Annotated in this window: 19 protein-coding genes; 13 read left to right on the forward strand and 6 right to left on the reverse strand. The window is 68.4% G+C overall.

From position 1 onward, the window contains the following. Positions 1 to 236: 236 nt before the first annotated feature. The 5 genes from KK7_RS0105105 to KK7_RS0105120 form a co-directional block, all read right to left on the reverse strand. On the reverse strand, positions 237 to 569 hold the full coding sequence (locus KK7_RS0105105; RefSeq protein WP_010543562.1) for a UrcA family protein: 333 nt from the start codon (positions 567 to 569) through the stop codon (positions 237 to 239). Between the two features lie 207 nt (positions 570 to 776). Continuing rightward, complete coding sequence (locus KK7_RS22460; RefSeq protein WP_083836040.1) at positions 777 to 1,151, reverse strand: hypothetical protein; 375 nt, start codon at positions 1,149 to 1,151, stop codon at positions 777 to 779. A 58-nt stretch (positions 1,152 to 1,209) separates the two neighbouring features. Further along, on the reverse strand, positions 1,210 to 2,769 hold the full coding sequence (locus KK7_RS0105110) for a tetratricopeptide repeat-containing sulfotransferase family protein (RefSeq protein WP_010543563.1): 1,560 nt from the start codon (positions 2,767 to 2,769) through the stop codon (positions 1,210 to 1,212). Further along, positions 2,766 to 3,683, reverse strand: a complete 918-nt coding sequence (locus KK7_RS0105115) for a response regulator transcription factor (protein WP_010543564.1) — start codon at positions 3,681 to 3,683, stop codon at positions 2,766 to 2,768. The genes KK7_RS0105110 and KK7_RS0105115 overlap by 4 nt, the downstream gene beginning before the upstream one ends. Then, positions 3,673 to 5,229 (reverse strand): ATP-binding response regulator, encoded by a 1,557-nt coding sequence (locus KK7_RS0105120; protein WP_237709141.1) that lies wholly within the window; start codon positions 5,227 to 5,229, stop codon positions 3,673 to 3,675. Before KK7_RS0105120 ends, KK7_RS0105115 begins: the two co-directional genes overlap by 11 nt. Positions 5,230 to 5,458: 229 nt before the next feature. Here KK7_RS0105120 and KK7_RS0105125 point away from each other — a divergent pair, with 229 nt between their 5' ends. Genes KK7_RS0105125 through atzF form a run of 8 tightly spaced genes read left to right on the forward strand, consistent with a single transcriptional unit; the run spans position 5,459 to position 15,449 of the window. Continuing rightward, positions 5,459 to 6,538 carry a putative urea ABC transporter substrate-binding protein gene (locus KK7_RS0105125; RefSeq protein WP_010543566.1) on the forward strand — a complete coding sequence of 360 codons (1,080 nt, stop codon included), beginning with the start codon at positions 5,459 to 5,461 and terminating at the stop codon, positions 6,536 to 6,538. Positions 6,539 to 6,551: 13 nt separating this feature from the next. Then, positions 6,552 to 7,367 carry an ABC transporter permease gene (locus KK7_RS0105130; protein WP_010543567.1) on the forward strand — a complete coding sequence of 272 codons (816 nt, stop codon included), beginning with the start codon at positions 6,552 to 6,554 and terminating at the stop codon, positions 7,365 to 7,367. Next, positions 7,364 to 8,170 (forward strand): ATP-binding cassette domain-containing protein, encoded by an 807-nt coding sequence (locus KK7_RS0105135; protein WP_010543568.1) that lies wholly within the window; start codon positions 7,364 to 7,366, stop codon positions 8,168 to 8,170. The genes KK7_RS0105130 and KK7_RS0105135 overlap by 4 nt, the downstream gene beginning before the upstream one ends. A 38-nt stretch (positions 8,171 to 8,208) precedes the next feature. Beyond that, positions 8,209 to 8,652, forward strand: a complete 444-nt coding sequence (locus KK7_RS0105140; RefSeq protein WP_173644879.1) for a CopG family ribbon-helix-helix protein — start codon at positions 8,209 to 8,211, stop codon at positions 8,650 to 8,652. Next, positions 8,649 to 9,467, forward strand: coding sequence for an urea amidolyase associated protein UAAP1 (locus KK7_RS0105145; RefSeq protein WP_010543570.1), 819 nt, complete (start codon positions 8,649 to 8,651; stop codon positions 9,465 to 9,467). The genes KK7_RS0105140 and KK7_RS0105145 overlap by 4 nt, the downstream gene beginning before the upstream one ends. Then, on the forward strand, positions 9,467 to 10,102 hold the full coding sequence (locus tag KK7_RS0105150; protein WP_010543571.1) for an urea amidolyase associated protein UAAP2: 636 nt from the start codon (positions 9,467 to 9,469) through the stop codon (positions 10,100 to 10,102). The genes KK7_RS0105145 and KK7_RS0105150 overlap by 1 nt, the downstream gene beginning before the upstream one ends. After that, on the forward strand, positions 10,099 to 13,698 hold the full coding sequence (gene uca / locus KK7_RS0105155) for an urea carboxylase (protein WP_010543572.1): 3,600 nt from the start codon (positions 10,099 to 10,101) through the stop codon (positions 13,696 to 13,698). Before KK7_RS0105150 ends, uca begins: the two co-directional genes overlap by 4 nt. After that, positions 13,695 to 15,449 carry an allophanate hydrolase gene (gene atzF, locus KK7_RS0105160; RefSeq protein WP_010543573.1) on the forward strand — a complete coding sequence of 585 codons (1,755 nt, stop codon included), beginning with the start codon at positions 13,695 to 13,697 and terminating at the stop codon, positions 15,447 to 15,449. The genes uca and atzF overlap by 4 nt, the downstream gene beginning before the upstream one ends. A 122-nt stretch (positions 15,450 to 15,571) precedes the next feature. On the opposite strand, the gene KK7_RS0105165 is transcribed toward atzF, so the two are convergent. Next, positions 15,572 to 16,468 (reverse strand): MBL fold metallo-hydrolase, encoded by an 897-nt coding sequence (locus KK7_RS0105165; RefSeq protein ID WP_010543574.1) that lies wholly within the window; start codon positions 16,466 to 16,468, stop codon positions 15,572 to 15,574. Positions 16,469 to 16,604: 136 nt separating this feature from the next. On the opposite strand from KK7_RS0105165, the gene KK7_RS0105170 reads away from it, so the two are divergent. The 5 genes from KK7_RS0105170 to KK7_RS0105190 all read left to right on the forward strand — a co-directional run bounded on the left by KK7_RS0105170 (position 16,605) and on the right by KK7_RS0105190 (position 21,550). Further along, positions 16,605 to 17,552: a sterol desaturase family protein gene (locus KK7_RS0105170; protein WP_010543575.1), complete on the forward strand. Its 948-nt coding sequence runs from the start codon at positions 16,605 to 16,607 to the stop codon at positions 17,550 to 17,552. Continuing rightward, positions 17,549 to 18,040 (forward strand): hypothetical protein, encoded by a 492-nt coding sequence (locus tag KK7_RS21470; protein ID WP_010543576.1) that lies wholly within the window; start codon positions 17,549 to 17,551, stop codon positions 18,038 to 18,040. The genes KK7_RS0105170 and KK7_RS21470 overlap by 4 nt, the downstream gene beginning before the upstream one ends. A 426-nt stretch (positions 18,041 to 18,466) precedes the next feature. Continuing rightward, entirely contained in the window at positions 18,467 to 18,955 is a 489-nt protein-coding gene (locus KK7_RS0105180; protein ID WP_237709142.1) for a hypothetical protein, read from the forward strand. Between the two features lie 37 nt (positions 18,956 to 18,992). Next, positions 18,993 to 19,613 carry a PEP-CTERM sorting domain-containing protein gene (locus KK7_RS0105185; protein WP_029622847.1) on the forward strand — a complete coding sequence of 207 codons (621 nt, stop codon included), beginning with the start codon at positions 18,993 to 18,995 and terminating at the stop codon, positions 19,611 to 19,613. Positions 19,614 to 19,672: 59 nt separating this feature from the next. Next, a complete protein-coding gene (locus KK7_RS0105190; RefSeq protein WP_010543579.1) occupies positions 19,673 to 21,550 on the forward strand; it encodes a rhamnogalacturonan lyase in 1,878 nt (625 codons plus the stop codon). The last annotated feature ends 394 nt before the right edge of the window (positions 21,551 to 21,944 follow it).

Genomic DNA, 21,944 nt, shown 5'->3' on the forward strand with positions numbered 1-21,944 from the left:
ACCGCCAGCACGGTCATCGGCGGTATCAGGTTGACGAACCCTTTGGTCATTTGGCCGTTGCCTCGATTAGCGGGGAAACGACACCCGGCGGCATCCGTTTCCCGTTCCATGCGAGGAACCTAGGCACACCCCTTGGGCGGCACAGGTGTCCGAATGACGTAGCGCCCCGAAACGACACGGCCGCGCGCATCCGGTCGGGATACACGCGGCCGCAAAGCGCCATTCAGGAAGCGATTTCACCGCAGCGCGGCGACCTGCACGCCACGCGCCTTCCCCGACTGGGCCACGCGCGACTCGATCTGGGTGCGGACCTGCTCGGCAACGTCGGCGCGGCAAAGGCGGGCGCGGGCCTCGAGCTCGGGGTGGATGGTCGCAAGGCTTTCGCCGCACACCGCGCGGGCGGCCTGATCGACACGGGTCGCAAGGCGCTGCTGGCCCTCGGCCGTCGCCAGATCGAGACCCGCGAGCGTCAGCGTCGCCGAGGGCTTGCCGAAGCCGGTGTCGTTGGTGCCTGCGAAAGCGGCGGTGCTGATCGAAAGGGCGGCAGCGGCCGCGACGAGTATCTTCATGGAAATCTCCTGCAACCAAGCTCCGCCTCAACCGGACGGTCGAGGCGCACCTAGTCGCAGGTACGACGAATCGCAATATAGAATCGTCAAAAAGGTCAAATACCTTCTTCGCCACTAGCATAGCCGAAGTTTTGCAACGCAGCAATACGGTATTACTCAGCACCCTCCAAATTAATACGCGTCAGCAGGACTCCCCTATAGTACCAATCATCGCGCTCGTACTACCAGGGCCGCCAGTTTGGTGTTGTGCCCCAGCAGCCCCACCGGCAGACGCACTGGTTCGCGCTGCTCGACCTGCCCGATCGGATTCACGACCGCAACCGACAGGGTCCGTGCGAATGGCGAGGTCCAACCCCTTAGCGTGGCTAGCGAAACCCGAACTTTCCAGCCGCGGCGACCGCTTGCCGGAACGACGCGATCGTTGATCGTCACCGTCGCCGCAGCCGAACTGCGCGCCCCCTTGACCAGCAAGCATTGCTCGGCACCGCAGCGCACCAGCCGCGCGCTCGGCTGTGTCCCCGCATGTGCGACAGGAGCCGCGATCAGGGCTGCGAGCAGGGCGAGGCGCGAGAGAAATGCCATGATGCGCAGGCTGCCCACTGCCGCCGCGCCGCACCATGAGGCGTTTGACGTACCCGCCCTAGCCGTCGATCGCGATGCCGCGTTCGGTGAAATAGGCGGCAACCGGTGCCAGCACCGCCGCATGCCGGCGCCAGCGCGCCACCGAGTCGCGATAGATTGGGCGTCGTACCTGGGCTGCGCTCGGCGTCGAGACCGCGCCTCCCTGGGTATGGAAGTCGAGGCAGCGCTCCGACCAGGCGAGCCCGCAATGATCGAGCAGGCGGCGGGTCTGCCCCTCCTGGTCGGCGACCAGATCCTCGTACCGCACCTCCAGGATACGCCCCGGCACCGCTTGGCGCCAATGCTCCATCAACCGCTCGAACCCGGCGACATAGGCGGCGATGTCGAGCAGGTCGTAGCTATAGTCGTAGTAGCGCGAACCGACCGCGAACAGGTTGCGGAAATTGGCCAGCACCGTGTCCATGGGATTGCGGCGCAGGCAGACGATCGCTGCGTTCGGCAGCGCGCGCGCGGCGATGCCGGCATACTGGAAGTTGCCCGGAAACTTGTCGACAAAGCGCAGCGCGGGATTTCGCCGATGATGCGCGGCACGGGCGAGATAGTCGCGCCCGATCCCGCACGGATCGGCCCCGGCCGCCGCGTGAAGCGTCTCCGCGTCGAGCACCAGGCGGCTGCGCGTGCCCGAAGCCGCCTTCACCGCGAGCGGCAGCGCCTGTAGTTCGCCGACGCTTTCCACCGCCGGATGGGCGGCCAGGATGCGGTCGACCAGCGTCGTGCCGGTTCGTGGCATGCCGAGGACCAGGATCGGCGCATCGCCGGGGCAGTCGGTGGCCGGCGTCGCGGCGAAGCGGGGCCAGCTTTCCACCACCGCATCCACGATGGCCGCATCGCGGGCGGGATCATAGCCCAGCCGGGCGCGATGCTCGGCATTCACCGCGAGCAGGCAAGCGAGCGCTTCGTCCGCCTGCCCGATATCTTCCAGCTCCTTGGCCAGCGCATAGCCGGTCAGCAACCGGTCGGTGCCCCGCGCCCGCCGGCTGGCCGCGCGCAGCCGCTCAACGTGGTTGCGCGAGACGCTCTGCTTGCGGAGGCCGGCGAGCAGGTGGTGCGCCCGGGCATCGTCGGGGCTGCGGGCGAGCAGCAGCTCCAGCACCGCCTCGGCCTCGTCCGCGCGGCCGAGAAAGCTCAGCGTCGCGGCGTGGTTGTAGAGGAAGGCGTCGTTGTCGGGTGCCACTGCCGTCGCCACGGCGAAATGGGGCAGTGCCGCCTCGTGGTCGCCGAGCCGGGCATAGACGCAGCCGATCGTATCCCGCGAGAGCGCGTCGTCCGGCGGATCGGCCTCCGCCGCCCTCAGCTGCGCGACCGCATCGCCTTCCCGGCGGACCAGCGTGTACAGCCGGGCAAGCTGCGCGCGATATTCGCCGCATGGGGCTTGCGCCACCGCGGCCTCGATCTGCCGAATCGCTTCGCCGACCCGCCCCTGCTCGGCCGCGACCACCCCGAGCAGGAACGCGCCCTCGGCGGCGCTGTCGGGCGCGGCGAGGCAGGCAGCAGCCAGCCGCGCCGCCGTATCGAAATCCCCCTGCTCCAGCGCCGCCCGCGCCGCCGTCGCACTCATCCCGCCAGCGTCGCCACGGCGATCGCCGTCGCCGAAGCGCGGTTCTCGACGCCCATCTTCTGGAAAATCTGCTCGAGATGTTTGTTCACGGTGCGCGGGCTGATCTCCAGGATCTCGCTGATCTCGCGGTTCTGCTTGCCACGGCTGAGCCACACCAGCACCTCCGCTTCGCGCGAGGTGAGGCCGTGGCGTTCGGAGAGGATGCGTTCGGCATCGCCCTCGCGCTTCTCGGTCAGCCGGAACAGCCATTCGCGCGCGCTGGTCTGGCGGAGGAAGCTGCACTGGAGCGCGCTGTCGCCGATCTGCAGCGTCGCCTGCGCGCCGGGCGGCACTGCCGGATCCTGCAGCCGGCGGACGATCGCCGCGAGCTCGTCGGGCAGATCCAGCGCGCGCGGCGACCAGTCGGCGAACAGCCGTTCGATCGTGTCGGCAGCAAGCGGCGTCAGCCAGCTCGTCTGCCCCTCGCCGTCCACCGCGAAGGACGGCCGCCCGGCGGTGTCGAGTGCCAGCTGGCTGCTCTGCGTGATCCGCGCATTGGCGAGGTGCACCGAAACGCGCGCCAGCAGTTCGTCGACCACGATCGGCTTGTGGACATAATCCACCGCCCCGGCATCGAGCCCGCGCACGACATGCTCGCTCTCGGTCAGCCCGGTCATGAAGATCACCGGCACATGGCGGAAGCGGCCGTCCTGCTTGATCCGCCGCGTGGTGCTGAACCCGTCGAGCCCCGGCATCACCGCGTCCATCAGGATCAGGTCTGGCGTGCCGTGCTCCAGCAGCTCCAGCGCGGCGAGGCCGTCGACCGCGATCAGCACGGTCATCCCCGCCTGCTCCAGCGTCGCGGTGAGGAAGCGGAGCGATTCGGGGGTGTCGTCCACCACCAGGATCGTGGCGCCGGGATCGCTAGCCGACATCGTCGAGCGTCCTTGCCAGCCCGCGCAGATCGAACGCCTCCAGCTGCGGCCGCAGCCGGGCGACGAGATCGGCGCTTTCGGGAACGTCCCTCTCCAGAGTCACGAGTGTCGTTTCGATTCCGCGGACATGCCCGAGCTTCATAAAGCGGCGCAGCGCATCGAGATAGGGTCCCGCCGTCTCGGGCAGTGCCGGGGGGGGAGCCGGCGGGGTCGGCACCGCATCTGGGTCCTCGACGATCCAGTCGAGCCTCAATTGCCGCGCGATCATGTCGAGCAGTGCGTCGAGATCGACGGGCTTGGTGAGGAAGGCATCGTGCACGCGGTGCCCGTCCCGCCCGGCGTGGAATTCGTGCGCATTGGCCGAGACCATCACGATGCGCAGCCCCGCGCCGAAGCGCGCGCGCAGCTGCTCGGCGATGTCCCAGCCGCTGCACCCCGGCATCTGGATGTCGAGCAGGACGAGGTCGGGCGCGCAATGCTCGGCGAGCGCAAGGCCTGCCGTGCCCCCGCTCGCCTCGAAGACGGAGAAGCCCAGCGGGCGCAGCAGATGGTTGACGACCGTGGTCTGCGCCGGACTGTCGTCGATCACCAGGATCGTCTTCTGCGGCCCCTGGTAGCCGGTGACGCGGCGATAGGCAGCGGCGCCGGCCGGCGCCTCGATCGGCTCGGGCAGCAGGAGCCGAAGGAGGAAGCTGCTGCCCTTCCCCACGTCGCTCGTCACCGTCACCTCGCCGCCCAGGATGCGCGCCAGGACGCGGGTGATGGCAAGGCCCAGCCCGATACCCGGCTGCATCACCGCATCGGGTTCGCGGCCGCGCTCGAACGGTTCGAAGATCCGCTCCAGGTCCTCGGGCGGGATGCCGGGGCCGGTGTCGCGCACCTCGATCGCCGCGCTCTGGCTGCGATAGCGCACGGTGAGCGTGGCGCCGCCGCGCTCGGTATATTTGATCGCGTTGGACAGCAGGTTGATCAGGATCTGCCGCAGCCGTTTCTCGTCGGTCCGCACATAGGCGGGCAACCGCCCCTCGACGACATAGTCGAGCGACAGCCCCTTGGCCGATGCCTGCACGCGGAACATCTCCACCACCTGGTCGAGCAGCGCCGGCAGCCGCACCAGTTCCTGCCGCACCTGCAGCACGCCGCTTTCCACCCGCGAAATATCGAGCAGCCCCTCGACCAGATTGGTGAGATGCTCGGCCGAACGCCGAATCACACCGCCCGCCTCGGTCGACGGGATGGAGTCGCCGCGCTCGAGCAGCTGGGCATAGCCATAGATAGCGTTGAGCGGCGAGCGGATCTCATGGCTCACCGCGACCAGATAGCGCGTCTTGGCAGCGTTGGCGGCCTCGGCGGCGTCCTTCGCCCGCTCCAGCGCGGCCTCGGTTTCGCGATGCGCGGCGATCTCCTCGCGCAGCCGCTCGGTCTGGCGGCGATTCGCCGCCTCGGCGGTGCGATGGCCGGTCCGCGCCCGCAGGAACAACCGCAGGAAGGTGCCGGCCACGGCGAGTGCCAACCCCAGACAGACCGTCCAAAGAATGCGCCCCATCGCCATCTGCGATCAGCCCTTTCGCCTGGCCAGGCGCGTCTGGCCGAAGCCCCGCGAACGGGGCCCGCCAGTGCCTGAATGACGCATTGCAGCATCACGATTTGGGGTGACACATGCCATGCGACATGCCTATAAGTCGTATTACTGGATTGAGCAAACGTAATATCGGTTGCGACCATCCGACGGCTGAAATTCGCGCTTTCTCGCGCTGCGAAGATGGGGGTCGATCATGGCAAAATGGGTATCGAAGGCGCGGATCGCGGTAGCGGCGGTGGCAATGCTGGCGACGGCGTCGTGCGGCGGCAGCGGCACTGCACCAAAGGCGCGCACCGAGTTCAACATCGGCTGGTCGATCTATGCCGGCTGGATGCCCTGGCCCTATGCCGAACAGGCCGGAATCGTGAAGAAATGGGCCGACAAATATGGGCTCAAGATCCACTTCACCCAGGTCAATGATTACGTCGAGTCGGTGAACCAGTTCAACGCCGGCAAGCTCGACGGCGTCACCGTCACCAACATGGACGCGCTCACCATCCCGGCCGCGGGCGGAAAGGACACCAGCGCGATCATCCTCGGCGACTATTCGAACGGCAATGACGGCATCGTCCTCAAGAACGCCAAGAGCCTGGCGGACATCAAGGGCCGCACCGTCTATCTCGTCGAGCTGTCGGTCTCGCACTATCTGCTGGCGCGCGGCCTCTCCTCGGTGGGCCTCCAGCTGTCGGACGTGAAGACGGTCAACACCTCGGACGCGGACATCGTCGGCGCCTTCGCCAACCCCGCCGCCACCGCCGTCGTCACCTGGAACCCGCAGCTGACCGAAGTCGCCAAGCTGCCGGGCGCTGCCAAGGTTTTCGATTCGAGCCAGGTCCCGGCCGAAATCCTCGACCTGCTCGCGGTCGACACCGCGACGCTCAAGGCCAACCCGAACCTCGGCAAGGCGCTGGCGGGCATCTGGTACGAGACGATCCAGCTGATGCAGAAGAAGGATGCCGCCGGCGCCGCCGCCCGCGCCGCGATGGCCAAGCTCGCCGGCGCCACCCCGCAGGCGTTCGACGCCCAGCTCACCACCACCCATCTCTACGGCACGCCCCAGGATGCCGTCGCGGCGGTCAAGTCGCCGGCGATCGGCGCGACCATGGTGAAGGTGCGCGACTTCAGCTTCTCCAAGGGGCTGTTCGGCCAGGGCGCCAAGTCGGCCGACGCGATCGGCATCGCCGTGCCGGGCAAGACGATCGGCGACGCGAACAACGTCAAGCTGCGCTTCGACCCGACCTATATGGAGCTGGCCGCGGCCGGCAAGCTCTGAGGCCGGCCCCTCTATGCGCTGGGTGAACATCCGACCCCGCCGCCGCACCGGCTGGCTGCTGGGGAGCCTGCCGCTGCTGCTCGCGGCGATCGTCTACCTCTTCGCCTCGGCGGCGCGACACGCCGAGAACCCCTCGGACAAGCTGCTGCCGACGCCGGGCGCGATGGTGGAGGCGATGCACGGCCTGCTCGCCCAGGCCGATCCGCTCAGCGGCCGCCTGCTGTTCTGGGCGGATACGCTGGCCAGCCTGGAACGGCTCGGGCTCGCGCTCGGCATCTGCGCGCTCTCGGCGCTGCTGGTCGGCATGGTGCTCGGCGTGCTGCCCGCCGCCCGCGCCACCTTCGGCGCCTTTGTCACGACCATCGCGGTGATCCCGCCGATCGCGCTGCTGCCGGTGCTGTTCATCGTCTTCGGGCTGGGCGACACCGCCAAGGTCGCGCTGATCGTCATCGGCGTCACCCCCTTCCTGATCCGCGACCTCGCCGATCACATCACCGCGATTCCCCAGGAACAGCTGATCAAGGCGCAGACGCTCGGCGCGAGCAGCTGGCAGCTCGCGCTGCGCGTCGCGCTCCCCCAGGCGCTGCCGCGGCTGATCGCGGGCATCCGCCTCTCGCTCGGGCCGGCCTGGGTATACCTGATCTCGGCCGAGGCGATCGCGTCGGACGTGGGGCTCGGCTACCGGATCTTCCTCGTGCGGCGCTATCTCTCGATGGACATCATCATTCCGTACGTTGCCTGGATCTCGATCCTCGCCATCCTGATGGACGTGGCACTGGCCCAGCTCAGCAAGCGCGCCTTCGCCTGGGCACACGGAGCCGGCCGATGAGCGCGCTCCTCTCCTTCCAGAATGTCTGGCTCGAATATGGCGACAAGATTGTGCTGGAGCGGGTCGATCTCGACATCGCCGAGCGCAGCTTCGTCTCGATCGTCGGGCCTTCGGGGGCAGGCAAGAGCAGCTTTCTCCGCCTTGCGCTCGGCCAGGAACGCCCCACGCGGGGCAAGATCCTGCTCGACGGTACGCCGCTCCCCGGCGAATGCGGCCCCGATCGCGGCGTGGTGTTCCAGCGCTATTCGGTGTTCCCGCATTTGACCGCGCTGCGCAACGTGATGTTCGAGCGCGAATGCGTGGGCGCGCCGCTCACCGCCCGGCTGTTCGGCGCCGCCCGCCGCCGCGCGCGCGACGAGGCCGCCGCGATGCTCGCCGAAGTGGGCCTGGGCGACGCGCTCGATCTCTACCCCGCCCAGCTTTCCGGCGGCATGCAGCAGCGCCTCGCCATCGCGCAGGCGCTGATCGCACGCCCCCGCGTGCTGCTGCTCGACGAGCCGTTCGGCGCGCTCGATCCCGGCATCCGCCAGGACATGCACCGGCTGATCCTCAAGCTGTGGGAGGAGCATGCACTCACCGTGCTGATGGTCACCCACGATATTTCCGAGGCGTTCAACCTCGGCACCCGCGTGCTCACCTTCGACAAGCGCCGCATCGATCCGCACGCGCCGCACCGCTACGGCGCGACCGCCGTCTACGACCTCCACCTCACCCGCAAGCGGCGCGAGGCGATCGTCGAGGCGCAGCAGGAAGTATTACGATTGACAGAATCAGTAATAACCGGGAAAGAGGAATCACTGTGAAGGAACCCACCTCTTCCTCGACCCTCGCGCGGCTCAGCATGAGCCTGCCCGCCGATCTTTTCCGCCAGCTCGATGAAATGGTGGAGGATCGCGGCCTCCCCTCGCGCTCGCAGCTGATCGCCGAGCTGATCCGCGACGAGCTGGCCGAGCAGAGCGCCGCCTCGCGCCCCGAGGAGATGCTCGCGGGCACGATCACCCTCGTCTACCGCGCCGATCTCGGCCGGGTGCGCCACCAGCTGGCGCAGACCCAGGCGGAGTATCTGAAGGAGGTCATCTCCTCGCAGCACGTGTTCCTGGAGGACGACCAGTCGCTCGAGGTGCTGCTGGTCCAGGGGCCGGCCCGCCGGCTGCGCGACCTGTGCGACGCGCTGCGCAAGGTGCGCGGCGTGCAGCAACTGCGGCTCTTCACCACCACCGCGCTGCTGCCCCCGCTCCACGAGCAGGACGAGGCGGCAGCCCCTAAAGGGAGCAAGGCGGCATGAGCATTCTCGCCGACCCCAATGCCGCGCGCGACCATGCGCGGGCGATGGCCGGCACCGTCGTCGAGGCGATGCCGATCCTGCCGCCCAAGGCGGACGACCTGCCCGCGGGCGTGCGCGCCGAGGATCTGGTCTGGGAAGAGACGATCGCCGCGGGCGGCTATGCCAGCCGCGTGCTGGCGCGCGGCACAAGGCTTCGGCTGATCGACGTGCAGGGCGATGCCTGCGCCTCGCTGCAGCTGTTCAACGCCGCGATGCCCACCGAGCGCTTGAACGTCGCCGATACGGTGAAGGTGCAGTGGAACGCCTATCTCGGAACCGGCGGCCTGTTCCTCTCCGACATGGGCCGCGTGCTCGCCAGCATCGAGCACGATGACGCGGGCACGCACGACGCATTCTGCGGCGCCTCCAACGCCGCATCGAACGCACGCCGCTATGGCGACGGCAGCAATTCGGGGCCGTATCCCAATGCCCGCGACCGGCTGCTGCTGGGTGCCGCCAAGCACGGCCTCGCCCGCCGCGACGTTCACCCCTGCGTCAACCTGTTCAAGGGCGTCCGCATCGCCGCCGACGGCACCACCGAACCGCAGCTCGGTCCGTTCGCGCCCGGCCGCACGCTGGTACTCCGCGCCGAGATGGACCTGATCGTCGTGCTGGCCAACTGCCCGCATGTCCTCGATCCGCGCCCCTGGACCGTCACCCCCTTGCGCGCCACCGCCTGGCGCGGCCCGGTGACGGCGCAGGACGATCCGATCCGCAACGCGACGCCCGAGCGGCAGCGCGCCTTCCTCAACACCGAAGACTGGGTCCGCCGCTGATGGAACAGGATGTGGCACTTGCCGGCCTCACCGGCCGGGTGATCCATGACGAGATCGTCCCCGCCCGCGCCCCCTGGCTGCACCGGGTGAAGGCGGGCGAAACGCTCCGCGTAGTCGACCTCGAAGGCAACCAGGCAGTCGATTTCCTGCTCTACGCCACCCACGACGATGCCGAGCGTTATAGCGCGCAGGACACGATCGCGGCGCAGGCCAACATCTTCCTGCGGACCGGCAGCGTGCTGCGCTCGAACGAAGGCCGCCCGATGATGACGATCACCGCCACCGCGGTCGAGTATCACGACACGATCGGCGGCGCCTGCTCCTGCGAGTCCAACACGCTGCGCTACGGCCATTTCACCAAGGCGCAGCACGCCTGTGTCGACAATTTCCTCGAAGCCAATCTCCGCGACGGCCGGGGCAAGCGCGACATCGTGTCGAACGTCAATTTCTTCATGAACGTGCCGGTCGAGGCCGATGGGGCACTGGGCATCGTCGACGGCATCTCGGCGCCCGGCCTGACCGTGGACTTGCGCGCAGAAATGGATGTGACCGTGGTCGTTTCGAATTGCCCGCAGATCAACAATCCCTGCAATGGCTTCAATCCCACCCCCGTCCGCATGATCGTCACCGCATGAGCGTGCGCACGGTCCTGATCGCCAATCGCGGGGCGATCGCCTGCCGAATCATCCGCACGCTCAAGAAGATGGGCATCCGCTCGGTCGCGGTGTTCTCCGATGCCGACGAAGCCTCGCGCCATGTCGCACTCGCAGACATCGCGGTGCGGATCGGCCCGGGCCCGGCGGCGGAAAGCTATCTCGACGTCGCCCGCATCCTCGCGGCGGCCATGGAGACGGGCGCCGACGCGATCCACCCCGGCTATGGCTTCCTCTCCGAGAACGCGGGCTTTGCCGAGGCCTGCGAGGCCGCCGGCATCGCGTTCATCGGCCCGAGCGCCGACAGCATCCGCGCCTTCGGCCTCAAGCACAGCGCCCGCGCGCTCGCTGAGGCGCAGAACGTCCCCCTCGCCCCCGGCACCGGCCTGCTCGACAGCGTCGAAGCAGCGCTCGAAGCGGCCGAACGCATCGGCTATCCGGTGATGCTCAAGGCGACCGCCGGCGGTGGCGGGATCGGCATGCGGGTATGCACCGACGCCCAGGCGGTGCGCGACGGCTATGCGGCGGTGGCGCGGCTCGGCGCGGGCAATTTCGGCGATGCCGGGCTGTTCCTCGAACGCTTCGTGCCGCGCGCGCGGCATGTCGAGGTGCAGATCTTCGGCGACGGCCAGGGCCGCGTCGTCGCACTCGGCGAGCGCGACTGCTCGCTCCAGCGCCGCAACCAGAAGGTCGTCGAAGAAGCCCCCGCCCCGCACCTGCCCGAACACATCCGCGCCGCGCTGATCGAAGCGGCAGTGCGGCTGGGCCGGGCGGCCAACTATCGCTCCGCCGGCACGGTCGAGTTCCTCTACGATCCGGCGCGCCAGGACTGGTTCTTCCTCGAGGTGAATACGCGCCTCCAGGTCGAGCACGGCGTCACCGAGGAAGTGACCGGCGTCGATCTGGTCGAATGGATGGTGCGCGGCGCGGGCGGCGACTACAGCTTCCTCGACACTCCCGTCCCCGCCCCCAAAGGCTGGTCGATCCAGGCGCGGCTCTATGCCGAGGATCCCGCGGTCGACTTCCGCCCGGCCTCGGGCACGCTCACCGAGGTCGCCTTCCCGGAAGGCGTCCGCGTCGAAAGCTGGGTGGAATCGGGCAGCGCCGTCTCCTCCTTCTACGACCCGATGCTCGCCAAGCTGATCGTCCACGGCGAGGACCGCGAGTCCGCCGTCGCGGCGATGCAGGCGGCGCTCGACCGCACCCGCTTCGCCGGGATCGAGACCAATGTCCGCTGGCTCCGCGACGTGGCCCGCGCCACCGATTTCGTCACCGGTGACGTCTCGACGCGCTCGCTGGAGACGGTGGTCCACCGCCCGCAGAGCATCGTCGTCCGTTCCGCCGGCACCGCGACCAGCGTGCAGGATTATCCCGGCCGCGTCGGCCTGTGGGATATCGGCGTGCCGCCCTCCGGCCCGATGGACGCCCGCGCCTTCCGCCTCGGCAACATGCTGCTCGGCAACGACAGCGCCGCGCCCGGACTGGAAGTGACCGCCACCGGTCCGACACTCCAGTTCAACACCGCGACGCGCATCGTCCTCACCGGCGCCGATTTCGCCGCCACGCTCGACGGCAAACCGGTCCCGCGCAACAAGCCCGTCGCCATCGCCGAGGGCCAGACGCTGGCACTCGGCCGCGTCACCGGCGGCGGCATGCGCGGCTATATCCTGTTCGCCGGCGGGCTCGACGTGCCGAGCTATCTCGGCAGCGCCAGCACCTTCGATCTCGGCGAGTTCGGCGGTCATGGCGGGCGGGTGCTCCGCGTCGGCGACACGCTGCACCTCACCGATCATGCGCCGGCGGTGATCCCGGGCCCACGCGCGATCGACCAAGCGCAACTCGGCCCCGACTGGACGATCCGCGTCCTCTACGGCCCGCACGGCGCCCCCGATTTCTTCGCGCCGGAGGATGTCGACACGATCCTCTCCGCCGAGTGGAAGGTCCATTACAACAGCAACCGGACCGGCGTGCGGTTGGTCGGCCCCAAGCCGCACTGGGCACGCAAGGATGGCGGCGAGGCGGGGCTTCACCCCTCCAACATCCACGATAACCCGTACGCGATCGGCGCGCTGGACTTTACCGGCGACATGCCGATCATCCTCGGCCCCGACGGCCCCTCGCTCGGCGGCTTCGTCTGCCCGTTCGTGGTGATCGCGGCGGACCTGTGGAAGGTCGGCCAGCTCGCACCGGGCGACCGCATCCAGTTCGAGCAGGTCAGCCTCGACGAGGCCGATGCCGCCGCAGCAGTCGAAGAGGCCTGGATCGAAGGCCGCGCCGCCACCGCGACCAGCCCCGCCAAGGGCGGCGGGCGCGACGCGATCCTGGTCGATCTGCCCGCCAAGGGTCGCCGCCCGCGCGTGCTGTTCCGCCGCCAGGGCGACCGCAACCTGCTGGTCGAATATGGCCCGATCACGCTGGACTTGGAACTGCGCCTGCGCGTCCATGCCGCGACCACGGCGCTCGCAGCCCTCGCGCTGCCGGGCATTCTCGATATCGTCCCCGGCATCCGCTCGTTCCAGGTGCATATCGACGGCATCCGCCTCAAGGAAGCGGGCCTGATCGAGCGGCTGACGCAGATCGAGAACGAACTGGGTGATCTCGAGGATTTCGTCATCCCTTCGCGCATCGTCCACCTGCCGCTGAGCTGGAACGACCCCGCGATCCACGAGACGATCCAGCGCTATATGCGCGTGGTCCGCGACGATGCGCCCTGGTGCCCGGACAATATCGAGTTCATCCGCCGCGCCAACGGGCTCGCCAGCGCCGAGGAGGTCCACCGGATCATCTTCGACGCCAGCTACCTCGTCTACGGCCTGGGCGACGTGTATCTCGGCGCACCGGTCGCCACCCCGATCGATCCGCGCCACCGGCTCGTCACCACCAAATACAACCCGGCCCGCACCTGGACGCCGCCCAACGTGGTGGGCATCGGCGGCGCGTATATGTGCATCTATGGCATGGAGGGTCCGGGCGGCTACCAGCTGTTCGGCCGCACCATCCAGGTGTGGAACACCTATCGCCAGACCGGCGCCTTTGCCGAGGGCAAGCCCTGGCTGCTCCGCTTCTTCGACCAGATCCGCTTCTTCCCCGTAAGCCACGAAGAGCTGACCGAATGGCGGCGCGACTTCCCGCTGGGGCGCCGCGAAATCCGCATCGAGGAAACCGAGTTCCGGCTCTCCGAGTATCGCGAATTTCTCGCCGAGAATGCCCGCTCGATCGCCGCATTCGAAAAGCAGCGCAACGCCGCCTTCGCCGCCGAGCGTGCGGAGTGGGAACGAAAGGGCGAGTTCGATCGCGTCGCCAGCCTCACCGAAACCGCCGACGACAGTGCCGATGAAGCAGTGACGGTGCCGGACGGCGCCGAACTGGTCGAGGCGCCGTTCGGCGGCAGCGTGTGGAAGCTGCTCAAGGAGGTCGGCGACCCCATCGACGCGGGCGAGACGATCGCCGTGCTCGAAGCCATGAAGATGGAGTTTCCGGTGACCAGCCCGGCAGCGGGTACGGTGGCCGCGCTCTATGTCGCCGAGCGGCAGACGGTCACCCCGGGGTCGCCGGTGCTGGCGCTGGTGCGGGCATGACGGCGCTCGACCGTCTTTCGGTCGCGGGCATTGCCGCCGAGGTGCAGGCGGGCCGCCGCAGCGCGGTCGCGGTGATCGAGGACGTGCTCGCGCGGCTCGACGCCTATGATGCGATCCAGCCGGCCGTGTGGATTTCGCGGTTCGAACCCGACGCGCTGCGTGCCGCCGCGGCGGCCGTCGATGCGCGCGTCGCCGCGGGCGAGACGCTGCCGCTGGCCGGCGTGCCCTTCGCGGTGAAGGACAATATCGATCTCGCCGGCCTCGCCACCACCGCCGCCTGCCCGGCCTTCGCCTATCAACCGGAACAGTCGGCGACGGTGGTTGCAAAGCTGGTCGCGGCCGGGGCCGTCCCCGTGGGCAAGGCCAATCTCGACCAGTTCGCCACCGGCCTCAACGGCACGCGGAGCCCGTACGGCATCCCGCGCAACGCCTATAACCGCGCCTGGGTGAGCGGCGGCTCCAGCTCGGGATCGGCCGTGGCGGTCGCCGCCGGGCTGGTCGCCTTCGCGCTCGGCACCGACACCGCCGGTTCGGGCCGCGTCCCCGCCGCGTTCAACCATCTCGTCGGGCTCAAGCCCAGCAAGGGCCGCTGGAGCAGTGCCGGCCTCGTCCCCGCCTGCCGCACGCTCGATTGCATCACGGTCTTCGCAGGCACCACGAGCGATGCCGCGCTGGTCGATAGCATCGCCGCCGGGTTCGACGCGACGGACTCGCTTTCCCGCGACCTGCCCGACCTGCACCGCGCCCGCCGCCGGATCGGCGTGCCCCGGCCGGAGCAATGCCGCTGGTTCGGCGACATCGAATCCGAGCATCTCTACCGCCAGGCGCTGGCAAGCCTCGACGCGGAGCTGGTCGAAATCGACCTCGCCCCGCTCGATGAAGCCGCCCGCCTCCTCTACGACGGCCCCTGGGTCGCCGAGCGTACCGCCGCGCTGCAGGGCCTGCTTCTCGAAAACCCCGACGCGATCCACCCGGTGGTTCGCGAGATCGTCGACCAGGGCTTCGGCTACAGCGCCGTCGATGCGTTCACCGGCGCCTATCGCCTCGCCGAACTCGCCCGCATGGCGGAGGCGATGTGGGACCAGGTCGACCTGCTCGCGCTCCCCACCGTGCCGACCAGCTACCGCGTGGCAGAGATGCTCGCCGCGCCGATCGCGCTCAACGCGAGCCTCGGCACCTATACCAATTTCGTGAACCTGCTCGACATGGCGGCGATCGCGGTACCCACCGGTGCTCATGCCAGCGGCGTCGGCTTCGGCGTGACGCTGATGGGCCCGGCGGGCACCGATCGCGCGCTGGTCGAGGCGGCCAACGCATTTTTCCCCGCGCCGGCATCCCCGCCGCCGCTGGACCTGGAGGGACGGATGGAAACGGTGAAGCTCGCGGTCGTAGGCGCCCATCTCGAAGGCATGCCGCTGCACTGGCAGCTGACCTCGCGCGACGCGAAGTTCGTCACCGCCACTACCACCGCGCCGACCTACAAGCTCTACGCCATGGCCGAAAGCGTGCCGCCCAAGCCGGCGCTGGTGCATAGCGAGGACGGCGCGGCGATCGCGCTCGAAGTGTACGAGCTGGACATGGCCGCGTTCGGCAGCTTCGTCGCGGAGGTGCCGCCGCCGCTCGCGATCGGCACGGTGACGCTGGCCGACGGCAGCATGGTCAAGGGCTTCGTCGCCGAGCCGCGCGCGATGACCGGCGCGGAAGACATCACCGCGCTGGGCGGCTGGCGGGCGTACATCGCGCGGGGCTGAACCCACTCGCCAGAGCTGTCATCCCGGCGGAAGCCGGGATCCATTGACGCTCCGTTTCAGCAGGCGCCACGACCGAAAGGCGAATGGATTCCGGCTTTCGCCGGAATGACAGATGGGCAAACTCAGTCGTTCGGCCGCGCCGGCACTGGGTAGACGATGAAGTCCGCGTGCCGGTCGATCGCCGGCACCGGCCCTGCCTTGGCCACCGCCGCACGCAGTTCCTCGATCGCCGCGGGCGCCAGCGCCAGGCCATGCTCGCCGGCGTGCACCGGCGCTTCCATCGGATAGTCCTTCCCCGGCGTCGTCGTCATTTCGATATGCGCGCCGAGCAACGCCCGCACAGGGTGCGTTTTGGCGAACGCCGCGAGCCGCTCCGCACTGGCCCGGAAATCGTCGAAATGGTTCAGCGGCACGTAGAGCCGCCCCGGATAGAGCATGTCGCCCGAGAACAGCAGCCGCGTGCGTGCGTCATACACCATGATGTGTGCCGGCTGGTGCCCCGGCGTCGCCAGCACGTCGAGCACCCGTCCGCCCAGATCGAGATGTGCGACATCGCGCGGCCAGTCGGCGAAGTGGAAGAAGGCGGCGACGTCGGCGGGCTTGAGCCCAACGACATCGGTGTCCGGCCGATCGCGGAACTCGTCGTCCCCGGCATGATGGTCGCCATGGCTGTGCGAATGCGCGACGGTCAGCCGGATCGTCCGCCCGCCATGCCTGGCCCGCCAGTCGGCGACCAGCCGGTCCACCGCTGGCCGGATCTTCAGCCCGCCCGCCCCCGTATCGAGCAGCAGCGCGCGGTCGCGCCCAAAGATCAGGTACAGGAACGGCGCCTCGAAATTGGTCTTCACCGACTGGCGGATCACGAAGGTGTCGCGGTCGATCGCCTGCACCTGCGTTTCCGGTTCGCTGGCTGCGGTGCCGTTGATCCACGGCGCGAAGGCAAGCGGTGTCGGGTCCGCCGCGCCGAGCAGCAGGAAAGCGCCGAGCGCGAGCGGAATGCAGCGTGCAACTGGGGTCATGCGCCGCATGCTGGGCCACGGCCCGATACCGGACAAGCCGCGAAATCGCCCGCTACGTCAAACGACTTACGGCGTGCAGGCCCCGTTTCGGTCATCTTCGAATCATCGGAATCACGGGCAAGGACCGGTCGCGATCATGGATGCAGCTGTTTCGAACGGGTACGCGGCGGATGGCGTGCAGGGCGGGCCGGTCAAGCGCTTCATCTTCACCCATTTCCAGCCGGCGGTGCTGGTGGCGATGATCCTCTTCTGGACCTTCGCGCCGGATTCCATCGCCAAGGCCTCGGTCGCGGTGGGCATCGGCATCGTCTTCAAGCTCTGCCTGCTCGGCATGGAGCGGATCAGCGAGCGCCATCGCCACTGGCGGCTGACCTGGAAGGAACTGACCAGCGACCTCTTCTATGTCGCGCTCAGCTACACGCTGATCAAATGGGCCGGCAAGAATTTCGGGGACGATGCGATCATCGATGCGATCAAGCACTATTTCCATATCAAGACCGCCTGGGCCGGCCAGATCCCGATCCTGTTCCAGGCCCTCGCCATCCTGCTGATCTTCGATTTCTGCCAATACTGGATGCATCGCGGCATGCACAACTGGACGCCCCTGTGGCTCACCCATGCGCCGCATCACCACATCACCCAGCTCAACGCGCTGAAGGGTTCCGTCGGCAATCCGATCGAGCTGTTCCTGATCGGTCTCAGCCTGGGCGGCTTCTTCGACTTCCTGCCGCGCGCGGCGCTGCTCGCAGGCGGCATCGGCATGGCGATCGGCGCCTATACCCATGCCAATATCCGTTTCAACACGCCGCGCTGGTGGTCCTTCCTGTTCAACACGGTCGAGCATCACAGCCTGCACCACTCGCCCGATTACGACAGCAGCCGGACCAACTACGCCAACACCTTCATCTTCATCGATCGGATCTTCGGCACCTGCGTGGACTCGCAGTCGGCGAAGGTTGGGCTCGACGATTGCCGCCGGCTCGGTATCAAGGAGCAGATGCTCTACCCGTTCCAGCCGCTGTTCGGCTGGGTGAAGCGGCTGCGCGCACCGCGTCTGCCCCAGGCCGCGGTAGCCGCGGAATGAGCGGGCTGCGCGCCCGCCTGATGCGCTGGATCTCGGCGATCTGGCACGTTCGCGGATCGCTGCCGATCGAAGGGTCGACCCGGGATCCCCTTTCCGCGCTGGAGCCGATCCTCGACGAGCGCGGCACCACGCGGGAGCGCACGCCCGACACCCTGGTGTTCCACAAGGACAATCCGGACTCGCAGGACAGGCTCGCCTCGTTCGAGACCGGAAGCCTGGTGATCGATCGGTCGGGCGACGTGCCGCTGCTGCGCTATGACCTGACCAGCCGACCACTGCTCTGGTGCTTCTTCGCACCCGCGCCGTTCGCGGCACTGGCATTCGCCGTCCAGAGCATGCGCATCGCCGGCTACAGCTTCAGCGGCATCTTCCTCGCCCTGTATCTTGCCGGACGATGGATCGAACATCGCCAGGCGCACCGGCTGTTCCAGGCCAAACTGGCCCCCGAGCCCACGCTGCAGGAACCAGGCGGCATCGCGACCACCTGAGAGCACGGGTACCCGTCTCCGCCCGTTCCGGCGAACCCGAAGTCGCAACGCATTACACATGCTCAACGATGCGCGCCGCACTGACGGACGCGGCGTGCTGCACTGACTCCGCCAAGCCAGGAGGAAACCGGACGGCACGCCCGCCGCGGCAAGGATCCATCGTGGCGGCCAGGCCATGCCCCTTCCCGCGAACCGCCAGGCGTCCGGCACTCCGTCCCTGCGCGCGGGCCAGTAATCCATATTGATACGATCATGCAGTTGCTGTACGTTTCACTAATTGGAACGTCGACTCGATAATTGGCACACGAAGTGTCGAGCGAGGTGGAGATGGATGCTGGAAGCGGAAAGGCCGTGCGCACCCTGGGTGCGCGGCGGCGCCTAGGGGCATGCGCCGCGTTGGTCCTTGCGGGCGCGGCGCTCTGGACCATGCACAGCCGTTTTTCGGATAGCCAGAGCCCCGGCGGCACGGTGCGGATCATGCCGCACGGCGGTGCTGCCACGGCCATGCCGCCCGCGCTTGCGCCCGTAGCCTCGCTGGCGATGTTCGAGCTGCACGGGATCGGCAATCCTGGCGCCCTTATCGCCGCGCATGGCGAGCGCCCCCGCTGGTACCGGCGCGGCGAGGCGATCCGGGGCAGCATCGTCCTGGCGGGCATCGCGCGCGGCCATGTCGTCCTCGCCGACGGGACGGCGCGCCTGCGGATCGACCTTCCCCAGCGGCTCGGCGGCTCGGGCGAGCCCGTACCCGCCGGTCTGCGCGGCCTCCGCCCAGAACCACAACCACCCTCCGGCGAGCGCAGCGGCGCGGAACTGACCGCCGGCGCGAGTGCGGCACGCGCGGCCGTGCCCGAACCCGCAACGCCGGAAGAGCAGGAAGCGGCACGGCTCGGCCAACTGCCGGGCGCTGCCTCGTGAACCGGATCGTACGACGACTTCAACAGGGAGAGAATGGATGACCAGAGCTTTGTCGATCCTCGCGGGCACGATGCTGCTGCTATCGGCGCCGGCCGCTGCGCAGACGCTGTCCGCTGGCTATGCCGGCGGTAACGGCAATGACGGGATCCTGTTCGATCTCTCGAGCACCTCCAGCTTCAGGCTGCATGCGTTCGACATCAACGCGCAGTTCGGCACCTTCGACTACCGCATCTATTATCACGCCGGCGGCGTCGCTGGCGCGCTGGCGGATCCTGCCGCCTGGACCCTGATCGACAGTTTCAATGCGCTGACCACGGCAGGCGAAGGCGCCCCGACCCTGCTCGACATTGCCGATCTCGCGCTATCGGGCGGCACCCACGGCTTCTACATCACCGACGGCGGCGCCTTCTCGATCCGCTACACGAACAGCCTGCTCCCCTCCGGCGCACCGCAACAGACGAGTGGCCCGCTGACGCTGCGGGTCGGCTACGGCGCCGACGCCTTTGGCGGCGTGACGCCCGACCGCGCCTTCAATGGCGCCATCACCTTCACCGCCGTGCCGGAGCCCGCCGCCTGGGGGGTGCTGACCCTCGGCTTCGGTGCAGCCGGCGGCGCCCTGCGCCGGCGCCGGGCAACCGGTGCGCACAGCATCGCCTGAGCCCCCCCCTTCAGACCAACGGCGGAGAACGGATCCGCCAAGCCTAGGAGAAGCGTGCCATGAAGTGTTCGACGTGGAGCATCTGCGGCATCTCGGTGGCGGCGCTCGCCGCGATGCTGCCCGCACTACCCGCCGCCGCGCAGCAGATCGAGCGACTGGACCGCGGCGTCGTCGCCGTCCCGTCGATCGACGGCGGCGTCCTGGTCAGCTGGCGGCTGCTGGCCAGCGACGGCGCATCGACCGCATTCAACCTCTATCGCAACGGGCAGAAGATCAACGCCCAGCCGCTCACCGGGCCGACCAACTTCGTCGACACCGGCGGCGGGGCGAGCGATGTCTATGCGATCAAGGTCATCACCAACGGCATCGAACAGGATCGCGCCTTTTCCGCCTCGGTATGGGCGAACGGTGCCGGGGTCATCCCGCTCGACAAGCCTGCCGACGGCGTGGTGACCGGTCCCAATGGCACCTCGAGCAGCTACAGCTACGAGGCGAACGATGCGAGCGTCGGCGACCTCGACGGCGACGGGAAGTACGAGATCGTGCTCAAATGGGAGCCGACCAACGCCAAGGACAACAGCCAGAGCGGACTGACGGGGCCGGTGTTCCTCGACGCCTATACGCTGACCGGGCAACGGCTCTGGCGGATCAATCTGGGGCGCAACATCCGCGCCGGCGCGCACTACACACAGTTCCAGGTGTTCGATTATGACGGGGACGGCCGCGCCGAGGTGGTGGCGAAGACCGCCGACGGCACGGTCGACGGCCAGGGTCGCGTGATCGGCAACGCCAGCGCCGATTGGCGCAACGCCGCCGGCTATGTGCTGGCCGGCCCGGAGTTCCTGACCGTCTTCCAGGGGACGACCGGCCGGGCTTTGTCCACCGTGAACTATGTGGTCGGGCGGCATCCGGACACGCAGAACCCCACCCCTGCCCAGCTCAATGCCATCTGGGGCGACAATTACGGCAACCGCGTCGATCGCTTCCTCGCTGCCACCGCCTATCTCGACGGGCAGCGCCCCAGCATCATCATGGCGCGCGGCTATTACACCCGCACCGCGATTGCAGCCTGGGACTTCCGCAACGGCCAGCTGACCCAGCGCTGGCTGTTCGACAGCGGCGTCACCAGCTCGACCAACCCCACTACCGGCCAAGGCAACCATAATCTGAGCATCGCCGATGTGGACGGCGACGGGCGGGACGAAATCATCTACGGCTCGCTCGCCCTGGACGACAACGGCACCACGCTCTGGTCGGCGCGCTCGTCTACCGGGCAAAAGCTGGGGCATGGCGACGCCATGCATGTCGGCGACCTCGATCCCGACCGGCCGGGGCTGGAGAAGTTCGGCGTCCATGAATCGCCCGGCTCGAACGGCGGGATCGGCACGGCGATGCTCGACGCGCGGACCGGCGCGGTCCTGTGGTCGGCGACCGCAAGCTCGGACAATGGTCGTGGCCTCGCCGCCGACATCGACCCGCGCTACCGCGGCAGCGAGAACTGGTCGTCGCGCAGCCAGCTCCGCACCGCCACCGGGCAGATCATCTCGGCCACGGTGAAGCCGGGCCCGACCAACTTCGCGATCTACTGGGACGGCGACACGCTGCGCGAGCTGCTCGACAACGTCACGATCACCAAATGGGACTGGAACAGCCAGACGCTCCGGGTGCTGATGACCGCGGCCGATTCCAAGTCGAACAACTCGACCAAGGCCACGCCCAGCCTGCAGGCCGACATCCTCGGCGACTGGCGCGAGGAGGTGATCCTGCCCAGCGCCGACAGCACCAAGCTGCGAATCTTCGCCACGCCCTATCCCACGACGCACAAGCTGACGACGCTGATGCACGATCGCACCTATCGCGAGGGCGTGGCCTGGCAGAACACGTCGTACAACCAGCCGCCGCACACCAGCTACTATCTGCCCGACGCGGTGCGCTGACCGCCCGCACCCGCGAGCGGCCGGCACGGCGTCAGAGTCCCCGCCCCGGCGGGCGACCCTGACGCCGTGCCGGGCCCCCTCCGCAATATGCCAAGCGCGAACGATCTCCCCTGCTACATCCCGTCGCGCCTGGGCGGCTTCGGCCCCCTTTGCGCGGGCCGCCAAATGGTCGAGCGCGCAATGGACGAAGCGCAACCTCTCGCGTTCGTTCAGAACGTCGGTCTTGGCAAAAGAGGGACAGCTTGTCCCTGAATGCCGCATATAGACTTGGCTTTGTGATGCTCGTCGCTTCGGTGCGTGTCGCACCTGAACATATGCGCCGACAAAAGACGTGCAGCGCCGATATCAGCGCCTCGTCGCAATCGAAAAGATGCGACCGCCCCCCGGGGATACA

Origin of the sequence: Sphingomonas elodea ATCC 31461, assembly GCF_000226955.1 — a bacterium.
Lineage (GTDB): Bacteria > Pseudomonadota > Alphaproteobacteria > Sphingomonadales > Sphingomonadaceae > Sphingomonas > Sphingomonas elodea.

What these genes read in the sequence shown, in the direction of transcription:
- KK7_RS0105105 (WP_010543562.1), bottom strand. Translation starts at nt 569, where the DNA reads ATGAAGATACTCGTCGCGGCCGCTGCCGCCCTTTCGATCAGCACCGCC.
- KK7_RS22460 (WP_083836040.1), bottom strand. Translation starts at nt 1,151, where the DNA reads ATGGCATTTCTCTCGCGCCTCGCCCTGCTCGCAGCCCTGATCGCGGCT.
- KK7_RS0105110 (WP_010543563.1), bottom strand. Translation starts at nt 2,769, where the DNA reads ATGAGTGCGACGGCGGCGCGGGCGGCGCTGGAGCAGGGGGATTTCGAT.
- KK7_RS0105115 (WP_010543564.1), bottom strand. Translation starts at nt 3,683, where the DNA reads ATGTCGGCTAGCGATCCCGGCGCCACGATCCTGGTGGTGGACGACACC.
- KK7_RS0105120 (WP_237709141.1), bottom strand. Translation starts at nt 5,229, where the DNA reads ATGGGGCGCATTCTTTGGACGGTCTGTCTGGGGTTGGCACTCGCCGTG.
- KK7_RS0105125 (WP_010543566.1), top strand. Translation starts at nt 5,459, where the DNA reads ATGGCAAAATGGGTATCGAAGGCGCGGATCGCGGTAGCGGCGGTGGCA.
- KK7_RS0105130 (WP_010543567.1), top strand. Translation starts at nt 6,552, where the DNA reads ATGCGCTGGGTGAACATCCGACCCCGCCGCCGCACCGGCTGGCTGCTG.
- KK7_RS0105135 (WP_010543568.1), top strand. Translation starts at nt 7,364, where the DNA reads ATGAGCGCGCTCCTCTCCTTCCAGAATGTCTGGCTCGAATATGGCGAC.
- KK7_RS0105140 (WP_173644879.1), top strand. Translation starts at nt 8,209, where the DNA reads ATGAGCCTGCCCGCCGATCTTTTCCGCCAGCTCGATGAAATGGTGGAG.
- KK7_RS0105145 (WP_010543570.1), top strand. Translation starts at nt 8,649, where the DNA reads ATGAGCATTCTCGCCGACCCCAATGCCGCGCGCGACCATGCGCGGGCG.
- KK7_RS0105150 (WP_010543571.1), top strand. Translation starts at nt 9,467, where the DNA reads ATGGAACAGGATGTGGCACTTGCCGGCCTCACCGGCCGGGTGATCCAT.
- uca (WP_010543572.1), top strand. Translation starts at nt 10,099, where the DNA reads ATGAGCGTGCGCACGGTCCTGATCGCCAATCGCGGGGCGATCGCCTGC.
- atzF (WP_010543573.1), top strand. Translation starts at nt 13,695, where the DNA reads ATGACGGCGCTCGACCGTCTTTCGGTCGCGGGCATTGCCGCCGAGGTG.
- KK7_RS0105165 (WP_010543574.1), bottom strand. Translation starts at nt 16,468, where the DNA reads ATGACCCCAGTTGCACGCTGCATTCCGCTCGCGCTCGGCGCTTTCCTG.
- KK7_RS0105170 (WP_010543575.1), top strand. Translation starts at nt 16,605, where the DNA reads ATGGATGCAGCTGTTTCGAACGGGTACGCGGCGGATGGCGTGCAGGGC.
- KK7_RS21470 (WP_010543576.1), top strand. Translation starts at nt 17,549, where the DNA reads ATGAGCGGGCTGCGCGCCCGCCTGATGCGCTGGATCTCGGCGATCTGG.
- KK7_RS0105180 (WP_237709142.1), top strand. Translation starts at nt 18,467, where the DNA reads ATGCACAGCCGTTTTTCGGATAGCCAGAGCCCCGGCGGCACGGTGCGG.
- KK7_RS0105185 (WP_029622847.1), top strand. Translation starts at nt 18,993, where the DNA reads ATGACCAGAGCTTTGTCGATCCTCGCGGGCACGATGCTGCTGCTATCG.
- KK7_RS0105190 (WP_010543579.1), top strand. Translation starts at nt 19,673, where the DNA reads ATGAAGTGTTCGACGTGGAGCATCTGCGGCATCTCGGTGGCGGCGCTC.